Source organism: Aggregatibacter sp. HK296, assembly GCF_980469475.1.
On record NZ_OZ413142.1, the window covers coordinates 669145 to 683000 of the forward strand.

The window sequence follows — 13856 nt, forward strand, 5'->3', positions numbered from 1 at the left end:
GTATTCATTCTAAAGTAAAAAAATCATTTTCAAATAGATTGTGAAGTTTTATTTCAGAAATGAGAGGTAGATCACATCATTGGAAAAACACTTCAAAAAGATATTTTAAAATGAAGTATTGTTATCATATAATGCACAATGACAAGAATGACTGCCAAATGCAGCCGCAAATTAATAGGAGTTTTTATGTCATTCACTCAACACAAATTATCCCACCAAGAGGTTTTTGCCAAAATTCAAAATGGATTGATTGCGTCCTGCCAGCCGGTCGATGATGGCCCGATGGATAAGCCAGAAATTGTTGCCGCCATGGCACAGGCTTCCGTTGTCGGTGGTGCGGCTGGACTACGTATTGAGGGCGTGGACAACTTGAAAGCAACGCGTCCAACAGTCAATGTACCGATTATCGGCATTGTTAAACGCGATTTGCCGGACAGCCCGGTACGTATCACCCCGTTTTTACAAGACATTGAGGATTTAGCGCATGCCGGTGCGGATATCATTGCAGTGGATGGCACCAATCGTCCGCGTCCTGTTGATATTGAAAGTGCGGTCAAAAAAATTCATGAAATGGGCTGTCTTGCCATGGCGGATTGCTCCAATTTAGAAGAAGGGTTGTACTGTCAAAAATTAGGCTTTGATATTGTGGGTAGCACCATGTCAGGCTATACCGGTGGTGCTGTACCGGATGAACCGGACTATCAATTAGTGAAAGATTTAAAAGCGGCCGGCTGCAAAGTGATGGCAGAAGGTCGTTACAACTCGCCGGAACTTGCCAAAACAGCCATTGAGATCGGTGCGGATTTTGTGACCGTAGGATCTGCGTTAACCCGTTTAGAACATATCGTGAGCTGGTTCTCAAGTGCGGTTAATTCTGCAAATAAATAATTAAGAGGGAAAACATGATGCGTTGCTTAGCCTTAGATATCGGCGGAACTAAAATCGCCTCAGCCATTGTGTCAGGGAACCAAGTGACACAACGTCAACAAATCCATACACCGCAAGAAAACGTGGTGGAGGCAATGCATCAAACGCTCGCACAATTACTTTCGGATTATGCGGGGCAATTTGATTATGTTGCGGTTGCCTCCACAGGCATCATCAATAAAGGAATATTGACCGCACTTAATCCGAAAAATTTAGGCGGACTGGCTTATTTCCCTCTAAAACAAAGCATTTCTCAGCATACGTCAAAGCCCGTGTATTTATTGAATGATGCGCAGGCAGCGACTTATGCAGAATATCAACTGCAAGATAAAAATAACCTTCAAAACTTTGCTTTTATTACCGTCTCTACCGGCGTAGGTGGCGGGTTAATTTTAAACCACCAATTACTCACCGAACCGAACGGCATTGCCGGCCATATTGGGCATACTGTTGCGGATCCAAATGGTCCTGTGTGCGGTTGTGGTCGAGTCGGTTGTGTGGAAGCCATCGCATCAGGACGTGCCATTGAAGCGGTTTCTAAACAATGGGACGATCCTTGCGATCCAAAAGAAGTCTTTGCCCGTTTTAGAAAAATGGATGAAAAAGCGACCGCACTTGTGTCTCGTTCAGCAAAAGCGATTGCCAATTTAGTGGCGGATTTAGTGATTGGTATGGACGTACAACACGTGGTCATTGGCGGTAGCGTTGGGTTGGCTGAGGGCTATTTGCCTTTGGTGAAACAGTATTTGGCGCAAATGCCGGAAATTTATCGTTGTCCGTTGGATGCGGCTCAGTTAGGGCAAGATGCCGGACTTATCGGCGCGGCTGCATGGGCACTCACTCAAATCAATCGTTAGGAGCATTTATGGCAAAAAACGGCAGTGTACTGAATACCATTAGCTCTTTGTACCAGAGTTTAACGAAAACGGAGAAGAAAATCGCAGACGCCATTAACCGCTCGCCGGATATCGTTATGCGACACTCTTTAGCCGAGCTGGCGTCTTACTTAGATGTGGGCGAAGCCACTTTCGTACGTTTTTGTCGTACTCTTGGCTTTCGTGGGTTTAGTGATTTCAAATTGGAGTTTTCTATTGAAGTGGCTAAAACGCAAGGTGGCAAAGATAACAGTTTATTGGATACAGAAGTTACCGCAGATGATGAACCGGTAAAAATTGCCCGCAAATTGCAGTCCGTGATTAATACGGTGATGGATGAAACCATTGATTTGCTGGATCTGAATCAGCTGGAGTTAGTGGTTCGTTTCATTCGACGTGCGAATCGTGTTTTTATCTTCGGTGTGGGCACCTCTGGGGTGACAGCGGAAGATGCTAAAAATAAATTTATGCGTATCGGCATTCCGGTTGATGCGAGCGGTAACAATCACTTTATGTATATGCAAGCGGCATTGTTACAACCCAATGATGTGGCGATTGGCATCAGTCATTCCGGCTATTCGCAAGAAACCGCACATGCGTTAAAGATTGCAAAAGACAACGGTGCAACGACAGTGGCATTGACCCACAGCATGCGCTCACCTTTGACTGAACACGCAGATTTTGTGTTGGTCAACGGTAATAAACAAGGAAAGCTGCAAGGCGACTCCATTGGTACGAAAATTTCTCAATTGTTTGTCTTGGATTTGATTTATGCGTTGATAGTCCAAGCCGAGCAAGAAAAAGCGACGCAGACAAAAGAGAAAACCCTTAATGTCATTTTAGAACAACGTATTAAATACTAAACAGGAGAAAACAATGCGTGATTTAAAAGGTATTTTCAGTGCGTTATTAGTGTCATTTAATGAAGATGGCTCTATTAATGAAAAAGGCTTACGCCAAATTATTCGCCACAATATCGACAAAATGAAAGTCAATGGTTTGTATGTGGGCGGTTCTACCGGTGAAAACTTCATGCTTTCTACTGAAGAGAAAAAACAAATCTTCCGTATTGCAAAAGATGAAGCAAAAGACCAAGTGGCGTTAATCGCACAAGTGGGTAGCGTGAATTTACACGAAGCGGTGGAATTAGGTAAATATGCCACTGAATTAGGCTATGACTGCCTTTCTGCGGTAACACCGTTCTACTACAAATTCAGCTTCCCTGAAATCAAACACTACTACGACACCATCATTGCCGAAACCGGTAACAACATGATCGTTTACTCCATTCCGTTCTTAACCGGCGTAAACATGGGCGTAGAACAATTTGGCGAACTTTACAAAAACCCGAAAGTGCTTGGCGTGAAATTCACTGCAGGTGACTTCTACTTATTAGAACGTTTACAAAAAGCGTATCCAAACCACTTAATTTGGGCCGGCTTCGATGAAATGATGTTGCCGGCGGTGGCTTTAGGTGTGGATGGTGCTATCGGTAGTACATTCAACGTGAACGGTGTTCGTGCAAGACAAATTTTTGACTTGACCAAACAAGGCAAACTGGCTGAAGCACGTGAAATTCAACATGTGACCAACGATTTAATCGAAGGTATCTTAGCGAATGGTTTATATTTAACCATCAAAGAATTGTTGAAATTGGAAGGTGTGGATGCCGGCTATTGTCGTGAACCAATGACGGCAAAAGCGACCGAAGCACAATTAGCCAAAGCAAAAGAATTAAAAGCGAAATATCTCTAATTTAATGGAAAAAGAGACCGCACTTTTGCTTGTCTAAAATTGCAAACTTCGTAGGGATGGGCTTGATGCCTGTCCCCACATATAGAGAGCGCGGTCACAATAAAGGAAGTTTATTATGCGCCTCATCCCTCTACATAACGAACAACAAGTTAGCCGTTGGGCAGCACGTCATATCGTTGACAGAATCAATCGTTTTAATCCCACCGAAGAACGCCCGTTTGTATTGGGTTTACCTACCGGCGGAACGCCACTTAAAACTTACCAAGAACTGATCCGCTTAAACCAAGCCGGTGAAGTGAGTTTTAAACATGTGGTCACATTCAACATGGATGAATATGTGGGCCTTCCGAAAGAACATCCGGAAAGCTATCACAGCTTTATGCACAACAATTTTTTCAGCCACATTGATATTCAGCCGCAAAACATCAATATTTTAGACGGCAATACGGACGATCATGATGAAGAATGTCGCCGTTACGAAGAAAAAATCAAATCTTATGGCAAAATTCATTTATTTATGGGCGGCGTTGGCGTAGATGGGCATATTGCCTTCAATGAGCCGGCTTCTTCATTGAGCTCCCGCACCCGTATTAAAACCTTAACACCGGATACCATTATTGCGAACTCCCGTTTTTTTGATAACGATATTACTCAAGTGCCGAAATATTCATTAACCATTGGCGTAGGCACCTTGTTAGACGCAGAAGAAGTGATGATTTTGGCTACCGGCCATGCGAAAGCGTTAGCTGTGCAAGCCGCAGTTGAAGGCGCAGTGAACCATATGTGGACAGTGAGTGCGTTGCAATTACATCGCCATTTTGTGTTGGTGTGTGATGAACCTGCATTGCAAGAATTGAAAGTGAAAACCGTGAAATATTTCACCGACTTGGAAAGTCACGCCATTCACAGCGTGTTGTAATGTTTAGCGCAAAAGTGCGGTGAATTTTTAGATTATTTAAAGGTACGATTATGAAATATGCATTAATTAATTCCGTCATTTACACCAAAGATGAAATCCTTCGGGATTATGCGGTGGTGGTGAATGGCGAACACATTGAAGCCGTGATTCCACAAAGCGAATTGGAAAGCGGTATTAAGACCCTTGATTTAGAGGGGCATAACCTCACTGCCGGTTTTATTGACTTGCAATTAAACGGTTGTGGTGGTGTGATGTTCAACGACCAAACCAGCGTGGAAACCTTAGAAATCATGCAAGCAACCAACCTGAAATCCGGCTGTACCAGTTTCTTACCAACCTTTATTACCGCACCGGATGAAGGCATTAAAAGTGCGGTGAAAATTATGCGTGAATATTTGAATAAGCATAAAAACCAAGCACTGGGTTTGCATATTGAAGGGCCATATTTGAGCGTAGAGAAAAAAGGCGTACACCGTCCGGAATATATCCGTGAAATTTCACCTGAAATGAAAGATTTCTTGTGTGAAAACGCCGATGTGATCACGAAGCTCACTATTGCCGCGGAAAACCCAACCATCAACTATACGCCTGATTTTGTGAAAAGTGGCATCGTGGTTTCAGTCGGTCACTCTAATGCTACCTATGACGTGGCAAAAGCGGCTTTCCGTAAAGGCGCAACTTTCGCAACGCACTTACACAATGCGATGTCACCGGTCAGTTCCGGTCGTGCCATGGGCGTAGTAGGTGCCGTGTTGGATTCTGACGTTTATACCGGCATTATCGTGGACGGCGTACACGTGGATTTTGGCAATGTGCGTTTGGATAAAAAAGTGAAAGGCGACAAACTTTGTATTGTGACCGATTCTTTAGCGGCTGCCGGTGCAGGCCCTGAATTAGAAACCTTCACCTTTGTGGGGAAAACCATTTATGTGAAAGAAGGACGTTGTTATGACGGTAACGGCACGATCGCAGGTGCTTCTATCACCATGATGGAATCCATCAAAAATGCGGTGGAATATGTTGAGATTCCTCTTGCCGAAGCGATTCGCATGAGTAACCTTTATCCGGCACGCGCCATTGGTGTAGATGACCGTTTGGGGTCCGTTGAAGCTGGCAAAGTCGCTAACCTTGCTGTCTTCACGAATGATTACCACGTCGTTGGTACCGTTGTGAACGGCGAGTGGAAAGCGAATTAATCATAGCAAGAATCATAGTAAGGTGCGTTTATTTGCACCTTATAAAACAAAAGTGCGGTGGATTTTCTAAGTGTTTTTAACACCTCAAAAATCCACCGCACTTTTTTATTTTTCTTTTAATGACAACGGCTACTGAGATTGTTTGACGTTGGCACCGTAATGGTTGGAATAATGGCAATGTTTGGTGAAGCGCAGTTATTACACTTCATTTTTGCCATTTGATTAATTACTAATCTTCCCAAGGTTTCGATATGTGCTGGAGAGGCGTTTAGCGCTGGGATGTATTGATAACTTTCACCGCCGTTAGAAAGGAAATAGTCTTTATTTTCCTCAGCGATTTCTTCCAAAGTTTCCAAACAATCCACAGCAAAGCCCGGGCAAATCACCGCCACTTTCTTAATGCCCTGTGCTGCAGCGTTAGACAAAAACTCATCAGTATAAGGCTGTAACCATTCTTCTTTACCAAAACGGGATTGGAAGGTTAAACCCCATTGTTTTTCATTTAAGCCCAACCCTTGTGCCACCGCGGCTGCGGTTTGTTGGCAATGTGTGCGGTAGTAATCGCCGGTGTTTTCATAACGTAACGGAATGCCGTGAAAGGAAAACAGTAAAAACTCATCTGCCTTTAACCGTGCTTTGCAAGAATCAATGAGGGCAGAAATATAATGTTGGTTGAGCGGATAGGAATGAATAAAATCAAAGGGCACAATGCCTCGTTGCTGTTTTAATGCCTCTGCAAAAGAGTCGAACACGGCACCTGTTGTACTACTGCTGTATTGTGGATAAAGCGGGAGTACGATGATGTGCTCCACTTTTTTATCCATTAATTTTTGCACCGCACTTGGCATGGACGGATTGCCATAAGTCATGCCAATTTCGATTTCCACATCCAGTTGCTGTTGTCGGAAGAAGTCGATTAAGCCTTGTTTTTGTTGTTCGGTGAACACCATTAACGGAGAACCTTGTTCGGTCCAAATAGAACGGTAGTCTTTTGCGACTCGTTTAGAACGCAACGGCAAAATAATGGCTTTAAGTAACGGATACCATTTACAACGCGGCAAATCGACCACGCGGGGATCCGTTAAAAATTGCCATAAATAACGGGAAATATCCTTAGGACTTGGTGAGTCCGGCGTACCTAAATTGGCAAGAATGACGCCGATTTTTAAATTAGTCATGTGTAATAATAGAAAGAGTTAAACGTGAAACGCAGCACAGTTTATCTTGTGCATCTCGAATGTCAATTTGCCAAACCTGTACATTTTTACCTAAACGAATCGGGCTTGATTTAGCGCAAACATAGCCTTGTTTTACAGGACGTAAATGGCTTGCGTTAATTTCTAAACCAACCACAGCTTGATTGGCTTCTACACAGCAAAAACCGGCAGTGGAGGCAACGGTTTCCGCAAGTGCCGCGGAAATGCCACCATGTAAAAATCCCATGGGTTGAGTAGTGCGGTGATCTACCGACATACGGGCTTCCAGCCAATCATCGCCCTGTGCGGTAAATTCAATGCCTAAATGTGCCACGGCACAGTGTTGGCAGAAGTCATTTAGTTGTTGTAGCGTGAGGTGTTTCTTCCAAATGCTCATGGTGTTGTTATTTCAATAAAGTTAATAAGGCTTGTACAGGGTGTTTCGGCTGATAATAGGCGAAACGCTTCACTTGGCTACGACAGGAATAACCGGTTGCCAAACAGAAGTTCGGATCTTTATTTTGCAGCTTTTTCTCCCATGAGGCTTCATAAATGGCTTTCGACATTTCAATATGCTGGGTTTCGTGCCCGAAAGTGCCTGCCATGCCACAACAGCCGACACTTTCAACCTGCAACTGCTGGTCGAAGGCTGCAAAAATGTGTTGCCATTCTTTGCCACTGTTTGGCATCGCGGTCGTTTCTGTGCAGTGTGGGAATAAATACCACTGATGCGGCTCAAAAGTGCGGTTGTTTTTTTCGGTGTTTTGTGCGGATAACAAGATACCATTATCCAACTGTTGCTTGAGCCATTCGTGGGCGGTCAGCACATGGAAATTACCGCGCTCAGCACCAAGAATTTCTTTATATTCGTCACGATACGACAACACAATGGCGGGATCCACACCAACCAAAGGCATACCTAGTTTTGCCATACGATTAAGGAACTCAGCCTGATTTTTTGCGGTTTTTGCAAAACGGGTTAAAAAGCCCTTAATGTGTTGCGCTTTGCCGTTAGGTTTAAATGGCAGCATGACAGACTTAAAGCCAAGTTTTTGGGTTAACGCCACAAAATCGGCAACGACTTTGGCATCATAATAAGAAGTGAAAGGATCTTGTACGATAAGCAAAACACGTTGTTTTTCCACCGCACTTAAACTTTCTAATTGCTCTAATGAGGCGTTTTGATGACCAAGTTGAATGAGTTGTTGTTGCAGATTTGGCGTGGAGAGCAACGGTAAATCTGTCATGCCCAAACATTTTTCCGCCACTTTTTGACTAAATTTAGTCGCTGTAAAATAATTAAAGAGCTTCGCTTGTTTTGCCATTAGCGGCGCAATGTATTCCACGTTAGAGACCACATAATCTTTGATGGGGCGCAGATAACGTTGGTGGTAAAAATGGAAGAACTTCGCGCGGAAACTCGGTACGTCAATTTTAATCGGGCATTGGCTCGCGCAAGCTTTACACGCCAGGCAAGTATCCATTGCCGCTTTCACTTCATGAGAAAAATCGTATTCACCACGGCGTTTTTGATAGCTGTTTTGGATTTTATGCACAATATCCGTGAGTTTTACCGTGGACTGTTTGAAATCCAATTGCGCCGGGGTAACTTGCTCATTCGCTAATAAACGCAACCATTCACGTACCATGGCGGCGCGGCCTTTCGGTGAAAAGACACGATTTTTACTCACTTTCATAGACGGGCACATGGTACTGTGGACATCAAAGTTAAAGCATAGCCCGTTACCGTTACAATTCATGGCTCCGATAAATTCTTCTTTTATTTGAACGGGAATTTGGCGATCGAGGTCGGCTCGCATTGGCGATAAAATCGAATAAAGCTCTTGTTCGCTATTTAACGGCGTGCAGATTTTGCCCGGATTGAGGCGATTTTGTGGGTCAAATAAGAATTTGATGTAACGTAATTCACGCCATAATTCGGGGGTAAAGAATTTTTCGCCGTATTGCGAGCGCATTCCTTTGCCATGTTCACCCCAAATTAAACCGCCGTATTTGCGGGTGAGTTCCGCCACCTCGTCGGAAATCTGTTTGAATAATTTCACTTGCGCTAAATCGCATAAATCTAATGCAGGACGAACGTGTAACACGCCTGCATCCACATGGCCGAACATGCCGTATTGTAGATTATGGCTATCTAATAAAGCGCGAAACTCTGTAATGTAATCCGCCAAATTTTCCGGCGGCACACAAGTGTCTTCCACAAAAGGAATCGGTTTTGCTGCGCCTTTTGCGTTGCCAAGTAACCCTACGGCTTTTTTCCGCATGGCATAAATACGTTCAATGGACGGCAAATGATCGCAAACTTGATAGCCGATAATATGATCTTTGCCTTCAGCAATTTTTTGATCTAATTGTGCACATAACTGCGCCACTTGTTTTTCAATTAATGCCTGATTATTGCCGGCATATTCCACAATATTTAAGCCAAGAATCGGATGTTGTGCGTCTTCTGTTAACAGTTCTTTGACGGAATGCCAAATAATGTCTTGTTTTGCCAAATTCAACACTTTGGAATCTACGGTTTCTACGGAAAGTGCATTGGCTTTGACCATAAAAGGCGCGTTGCGTAATGCCGCATCAAAAGAATTGTATTTAATGTTAATTAACGTACGATGTTGTGGTAGCGGCATTAAATCCAACGTGGCTTCGCAAATAAAAGCAAGTGAGCCTTCAGAACCTGTCAAAATGCGGGTTAAATTGAATTCGCTTAAATCATCATTAAACACATTTTTTAAATCGTAACCGGTCAGAAAACGGTTCAATTGGGGCAAATCACTCAGGATTGTTGATCGCTTGTCTTTACAACGTTGAAAAATCTCTTGATGTATTTTTTTCACATTGGCAGAGAGAGAGCTTTCTTCTGTATAGCGAAAAACGTCGTCAGATTTGACCGCACTTGTTTCCAAAATTTCGCCATTGATGAGTACGGCGCGTAAACCGAGCACGTGGTCGGAGGTTTTCCCGTATTGTAAAGAACCTTGTCCTGACGCATCCGTAGTGATCATGCCGCCTAAGGTGGCGCGGTTACTGGTGGAGAGTTCCGGCGAGAAAAATAAACCGTGCGGCTTTAGAAATTGATTAAGCTGATCTTTCACCACGCCGGCTTGCACGCGTACCCAACGTTCTTTTAGGTTGAGTTCTAAAATCTTTGTCATGTGGCGAGAGAGATCAACAATAATGTTGTTATTGATGGATTGCCCATTGGTGCCAGTGCCACCACCACGTGGCGTAAACGTGAGAGAAAGGTATTGTTCCTGTTGTGCGAGTTTGGTTAGGCGTACCACATCGGCAACGCTTTTCGGAAATAAAATCGCTTGCGGAAGTTGTTGGTAAACACTGTTGTCGGTGGCAAGGCTGAGACGATTGGCATAACTTGAGGCAATGTCTCCTTCAAAATGTTGCAATCGTAGCGTATCTAAATAATCACTGACTAATGGAGAAAGTTGAGGGATCTTTGTTAAGCGGGGTAGCATGTTGCACCACTCTATATTGGTTAATGTTTGTTTGGGATTAGGTGGAGTAAAAAGTAACCAAAGTTTAACATAGAAAATCATTTGATAAATATTAAATTTATTGAAGAAATATTGGGATGGGGTTGCAAAATAGACAAAAAGAATGTTTAATTGCTTAAAAATTAAGCAATAAGATGTCTATTTGTTTGATTTTATGTTCTTTCAGTAGGATAATGCCGCAACTTTTGAGGGGAGTTGGATATTTCTCATCAAAAGAAATAGGAAAACTTCAATCCTATTTGAAACAACATCTTAAGCTGGAAATTGTAAAAAATTTCACTTTTAGGGTTAAACGGTTTAAGATGACGGTGACACAAGTTCTTGTGTCGGTTTTCAGCTATATCAGCTGATACTTGTTTTAAAATAGATGACTAAATTAAAGAGGATCATCAAAATGAAAAAAACTGCAATCGCATTAGCTATCGCTGGTTTAGCAGCAGCAACAGTAGCACAAGCAGCTCCACAAGCTGACACTTTCTATGCCGGCGCAAAAGCTGGTTGGGCATCTGTACATCACGGTCTTAACCAATTTAAAGATGAACCAGGTCAAACAGTTAGCCGTAACTCTGAAGCTTACGGTGTGTTCGGTGGTTATCAAATCACTGATAACTTGGCTGTTGAAGCAGGTTACGAATATTTCGGTCGTGCTAAAGCTAAAACCAACGGTGAACAATATTTTAGACACACAGCGCACGGTACTACTTTAGCGCTTAAAGGCAGCTACCCGGTATTAGCAGACTTAGATGTTTATGGTCGCGTTGGTGCAGCATTAATCCGTAGCGATTATAAAGTTACTGATGGTAGTGATGTTTATAAATACCACAACCTAAAAGTATCTCCAGTATTCGCAGCAGGTGTTGAATATGCAATTCTTCCTGAATTAGCATTACGTGCTGAATACCAATGGGTTAGCCGTGTAGGCAACTTAGGTAAAGCTGAAAGAAAAGCTGGTGTTGACTCAGATACTCGTTATTCCCCAGATATCGGTTCTGTAGCTTTAGGTTTATCTTACCGTTTCGGTCAAGGTGCACCAGTTGTAGCGCCTGAAGTTGTAAACAAAACTTTCAACTTAAACTCTGATGTAACTTTCGCATTCGGCAAAGCTGACTTAAAACCACAAGCACAAGGCGTGTTAGATGGTATCTACGGCGAAATCGCACAAGTTAAAAGTGCAAACGTTAAAGTTGCAGGTTACACAGACCGTATCGGTTCTGACGCTTACAACCAAAAATTATCTCAAAAACGTGCTGAAACTGTAGCTAACTACTTAGTTGCTAAAGGTGTTTCTCAAAACGCTATTTCTGCAACCGGTTACGGTAAAGCAAACTCAGTTACTGGTAACAAATGTGACGCAGTTAAAGGCCGTAAAGCGCTTATCGCTTGCTTAGCTGATGACCGTCGCGTAGAAATCGCAGTTAGCGGTACTAAATAATTAGCGTTTTGTTAATTATTTTCAGATAAAGATAAAAAAGACCTAAACTTATGTTTAGGTCTTTTGTTTTTTAGCTAAGTTTAATGATTGTAAGGGAAAAAAATGAAAAAATGGCTTGTTCTGATTATTGTTGCCGTTGTTGCGGCCATGACCTTAATTCCAAGTTATAACGGCTTGGTTGCTGCGGAAGAACAAATTAATTCTGTGTGGGCAAATGTAGAATCGACTTATCAGCGTCGTTCCGATTTGATCCCGAATTTAGTGAATACTGTGAAAGGCCAGGCAAACTTTGAAAAAGAAACCTTGACCGGTGTTGTTGAAGCGCGTGCCAAAGCAACGCAAACCAAAATCGATCCGTCTAATTTAACGGAAGAACAATTAACCCAATTCCAACAAAATCAAAATGCGGTGGGTTCTGCGTTGTCCCGCTTATTGGTCAGCGTAGAGAATTATCCTGAATTGCGTGCGAACGAAGGCTTTATGAACTTACAAGCGCAATTGGAAGGTACCGAAAATCGCATTAATGTCGCGCGTAATAAATTCAATGAAGCAGCGCGTGAATACAACCAAAAAATTCGTACTTTCCCAACCAAAGTGGTTGCGATGATTTTTGGTTTCAAAGAAAAACCTTATTTCAAATCTGTTGCGGGTGCTGAAAATGCGCCAACAGTGAATTTTAACTAAACGGACAACAAGGTGGCGCGATGCCATTATTTTCAAAAATCCCGATAGATAAAAAACAGCTCGAGGCGGAGATTAGCTGCCTTGAGCGACAAACCTCCGCTGAATTTCGGATTTTTATCGAACGAAAAATACCGTCAAAACCGACCGCACTTTCTGTTTATGAACGTGCGTTGGGTGTTTTTTCACAACTTGAAATGCATCAAACGGCGGCGCGTAATGGCGTGTTGATTTATATTGCCTATGATGATCGTCAATGTGCGATTATCGGTGATATCGGTATTCATCAGTATGTGGGCGATGATTTTTGGCAAACAGAATGTGCCCGCATGATTGCGCATTTTAAACAAAAGCAATATACGGAAGGTATTTTGGCTTCGATGCAGAAAATTGGTGAACACTTAATTCAGCATTTTCCGGTTCAACCGGATGATAAAAATGAACTGGATAACGAGGTGATCATTCATGATTAAACGCGTATTTGGTTTATTGAGCTTAAAAAGTGCAGTCATTTTTTTCTGCATTTTTATGGCGACGACTGTTTCCGCCGTCACCTTTCCTGATTCCCCAAAACCTTTCCGTTATGTGAATGACTACACGAACACCTTATCGGAAAAGCAGCTTGGCGTATTAGAGGCTAAGTTGGTAGCCTATGGCAAAGAAACCAGTTCGCAAATTGCGGTGGTGATTATGCCGACGACCGGTGAATATGAGATTTCTCAATATGCCTTTGAATTAGGCGATAAATGGGGTATCGGGCGAAAAAATCTGAATAACGGTGTGTTGTTACTCATTGCCAAAGACGATCGCAAATTGTTTATTGCGGTGGGACAAGGCTTGCAAGGCGTGTTGACCGATGCCCTTGCATCACAAATTATTCGCAACCAAATTCGCCCTTATTTCCGTAACGAGCAGTATGCCCAAGGCATCGATAATGGCTTGGATTACATTATTGCTGCAACCAAAGGCGAATTTGCCGCACAAGCGGAAGAAGAGAATGATTTCGGGGATTTTGTGCCCTTTATCATGTTAGCGCTGTTTATTTTGATTGTGGTGGTGGCGGAAATGAACAGTCGCCGACCTTATGTCACGCCAACCAATAATCATGTGCTAAATGACGTATTGCGAAAATCCATGTCAGACCGTCGTCGTAACGACAGAGATGGCGGTGGTTTCGGTGGTGGCTTTGGCGGAGGCGGTTTCGGCGGTGGTTCCGGTGGCGGATTCGGTGGAGGCGGCTTTGACGGCGGTGGCGCAGGTGGAAGCTGGTAAATAACGTAGTAAAACGCTCGACTTTTATTTGTGGCAACTTGGGTTTGTGATACAATGCGCGCGTTTTCTC

Annotated in this window: 13 protein-coding genes; 10 read left to right on the plus strand and 3 right to left on the minus strand. The window is 43.1% G+C overall.

Features of this window, described 5'->3' with window-relative positions; translation table 11 throughout:
• The first annotated feature begins 186 nt into the window (after positions 1 to 186).
• From AC30SH_RS03295 to nagA, 6 genes are all read left to right on the plus strand, one after another.
• Positions 187 to 888, plus strand: coding sequence for an N-acetylmannosamine-6-phosphate 2-epimerase (locus tag AC30SH_RS03295; RefSeq protein WP_109432184.1), 702 nt, complete (start codon positions 187 to 189; stop codon positions 886 to 888).
• Between the two features lie 17 nt (positions 889 to 905).
• Complete coding sequence (locus tag AC30SH_RS03300; protein WP_048750301.1) at positions 906 to 1784, plus strand: N-acetylmannosamine kinase; 879 nt, start codon at positions 906 to 908, stop codon at positions 1782 to 1784.
• An 8-nt stretch (positions 1785 to 1792) separates the two neighbouring features.
• Positions 1793 to 2665, plus strand: a complete 873-nt coding sequence (locus tag AC30SH_RS03305) for a MurR/RpiR family transcriptional regulator (protein ID WP_212509759.1) — start codon at positions 1793 to 1795, stop codon at positions 2663 to 2665.
• A 13-nt stretch (positions 2666 to 2678) separates the two neighbouring features.
• Positions 2679 to 3557 (plus strand): N-acetylneuraminate lyase, encoded by an 879-nt coding sequence (gene nanA, locus AC30SH_RS03310; RefSeq protein WP_021615789.1) that lies wholly within the window; start codon positions 2679 to 2681, stop codon positions 3555 to 3557.
• A gap of 115 nt (positions 3558 to 3672) precedes the next feature.
• Positions 3673 to 4476, plus strand: coding sequence for a glucosamine-6-phosphate deaminase (nagB, locus tag AC30SH_RS03315; protein WP_212509758.1), 804 nt, complete (start codon positions 3673 to 3675; stop codon positions 4474 to 4476).
• A 50-nt stretch (positions 4477 to 4526) separates the two neighbouring features.
• Positions 4527 to 5672 (plus strand): N-acetylglucosamine-6-phosphate deacetylase, encoded by a 1146-nt coding sequence (gene nagA / locus AC30SH_RS03320; protein ID WP_212509757.1) that lies wholly within the window; start codon positions 4527 to 4529, stop codon positions 5670 to 5672.
• Between the two features lie 116 nt (positions 5673 to 5788).
• On the opposite strand, the gene hemH is transcribed toward nagA, so the two are convergent.
• Genes hemH through ydiJ form a run of 3 tightly spaced genes read right to left on the minus strand, consistent with a single transcriptional unit; the run spans position 5789 to position 10362 of the window.
• Positions 5789 to 6850: a ferrochelatase gene (gene hemH / locus AC30SH_RS03325; protein WP_212509756.1), complete on the minus strand. Its 1062-nt coding sequence runs from the start codon at positions 6848 to 6850 to the stop codon at positions 5789 to 5791.
• On the minus strand, positions 6843 to 7265 hold the full coding sequence (locus AC30SH_RS03330; RefSeq protein ID WP_489582110.1) for a hotdog fold thioesterase: 423 nt from the start codon (positions 7263 to 7265) through the stop codon (positions 6843 to 6845). Before AC30SH_RS03330 ends, hemH begins: the two co-directional genes overlap by 8 nt.
• 7 nt (positions 7266 to 7272) lie before the next feature.
• Complete coding sequence (gene ydiJ / locus AC30SH_RS03335) at positions 7273 to 10362, minus strand: D-2-hydroxyglutarate dehydrogenase YdiJ (RefSeq protein WP_489582111.1); 3090 nt, start codon at positions 10360 to 10362, stop codon at positions 7273 to 7275.
• A 433-nt stretch (positions 10363 to 10795) separates the two neighbouring features.
• Here ydiJ and ompA point away from each other — a divergent pair, with 433 nt between their 5' ends.
• From ompA to AC30SH_RS03355, 4 genes are all read left to right on the plus strand, one after another.
• On the plus strand, positions 10796 to 11833 hold the full coding sequence (gene ompA, locus AC30SH_RS03340) for a porin OmpA (RefSeq protein WP_212509754.1): 1038 nt from the start codon (positions 10796 to 10798) through the stop codon (positions 11831 to 11833).
• 102 nt (positions 11834 to 11935) lie between these two features.
• The gene (locus AC30SH_RS03345; protein ID WP_021615779.1) at positions 11936 to 12517 is read left to right on the plus strand and encodes a LemA family protein; all 582 of its coding nucleotides are present in this window, start codon (positions 11936 to 11938) and stop codon (positions 12515 to 12517) included.
• A gap of 20 nt (positions 12518 to 12537) precedes the next feature.
• The gene (locus AC30SH_RS03350; RefSeq protein WP_212509753.1) at positions 12538 to 12987 is read left to right on the plus strand and encodes a TPM domain-containing protein; all 450 of its coding nucleotides are present in this window, start codon (positions 12538 to 12540) and stop codon (positions 12985 to 12987) included.
• Positions 12980 to 13786, plus strand: coding sequence for a TPM domain-containing protein (locus tag AC30SH_RS03355; protein WP_489582112.1), 807 nt, complete (start codon positions 12980 to 12982; stop codon positions 13784 to 13786). The genes AC30SH_RS03350 and AC30SH_RS03355 overlap by 8 nt, the downstream gene beginning before the upstream one ends.
• Positions 13787 to 13856 lie beyond the last annotated feature (70 nt).

Coding starts and splice junctions, on each gene's coding strand:
- AC30SH_RS03295 (WP_109432184.1), top strand. CDS start 187: ATGTCATTCACTCAACACAAATTATCCCACCAAGAGGTTTTTGCCAAA.
- hemH (WP_212509756.1), bottom strand. CDS start 6,850: ATGACTAATTTAAAAATCGGCGTCATTCTTGCCAATTTAGGTACGCCG.
- AC30SH_RS03355 (WP_489582112.1), top strand. CDS start 12,980: ATGATTAAACGCGTATTTGGTTTATTGAGCTTAAAAAGTGCAGTCATT.
- ompA (WP_212509754.1), top strand. CDS start 10,796: ATGAAAAAAACTGCAATCGCATTAGCTATCGCTGGTTTAGCAGCAGCA.
- nagA (WP_212509757.1), top strand. CDS start 4,527: ATGAAATATGCATTAATTAATTCCGTCATTTACACCAAAGATGAAATC.
- nagB (WP_212509758.1), top strand. CDS start 3,673: ATGCGCCTCATCCCTCTACATAACGAACAACAAGTTAGCCGTTGGGCA.
- AC30SH_RS03330 (WP_489582110.1), bottom strand. CDS start 7,265: ATGAGCATTTGGAAGAAACACCTCACGCTACAACAACTAAATGACTTC.
- AC30SH_RS03305 (WP_212509759.1), top strand. CDS start 1,793: ATGGCAAAAAACGGCAGTGTACTGAATACCATTAGCTCTTTGTACCAG.
- AC30SH_RS03300 (WP_048750301.1), top strand. CDS start 906: ATGCGTTGCTTAGCCTTAGATATCGGCGGAACTAAAATCGCCTCAGCC.
- ydiJ (WP_489582111.1), bottom strand. CDS start 10,362: ATGCTACCCCGCTTAACAAAGATCCCTCAACTTTCTCCATTAGTCAGT.
- AC30SH_RS03345 (WP_021615779.1), top strand. CDS start 11,936: ATGAAAAAATGGCTTGTTCTGATTATTGTTGCCGTTGTTGCGGCCATG.
- AC30SH_RS03350 (WP_212509753.1), top strand. CDS start 12,538: ATGCCATTATTTTCAAAAATCCCGATAGATAAAAAACAGCTCGAGGCG.
- nanA (WP_021615789.1), top strand. CDS start 2,679: ATGCGTGATTTAAAAGGTATTTTCAGTGCGTTATTAGTGTCATTTAAT.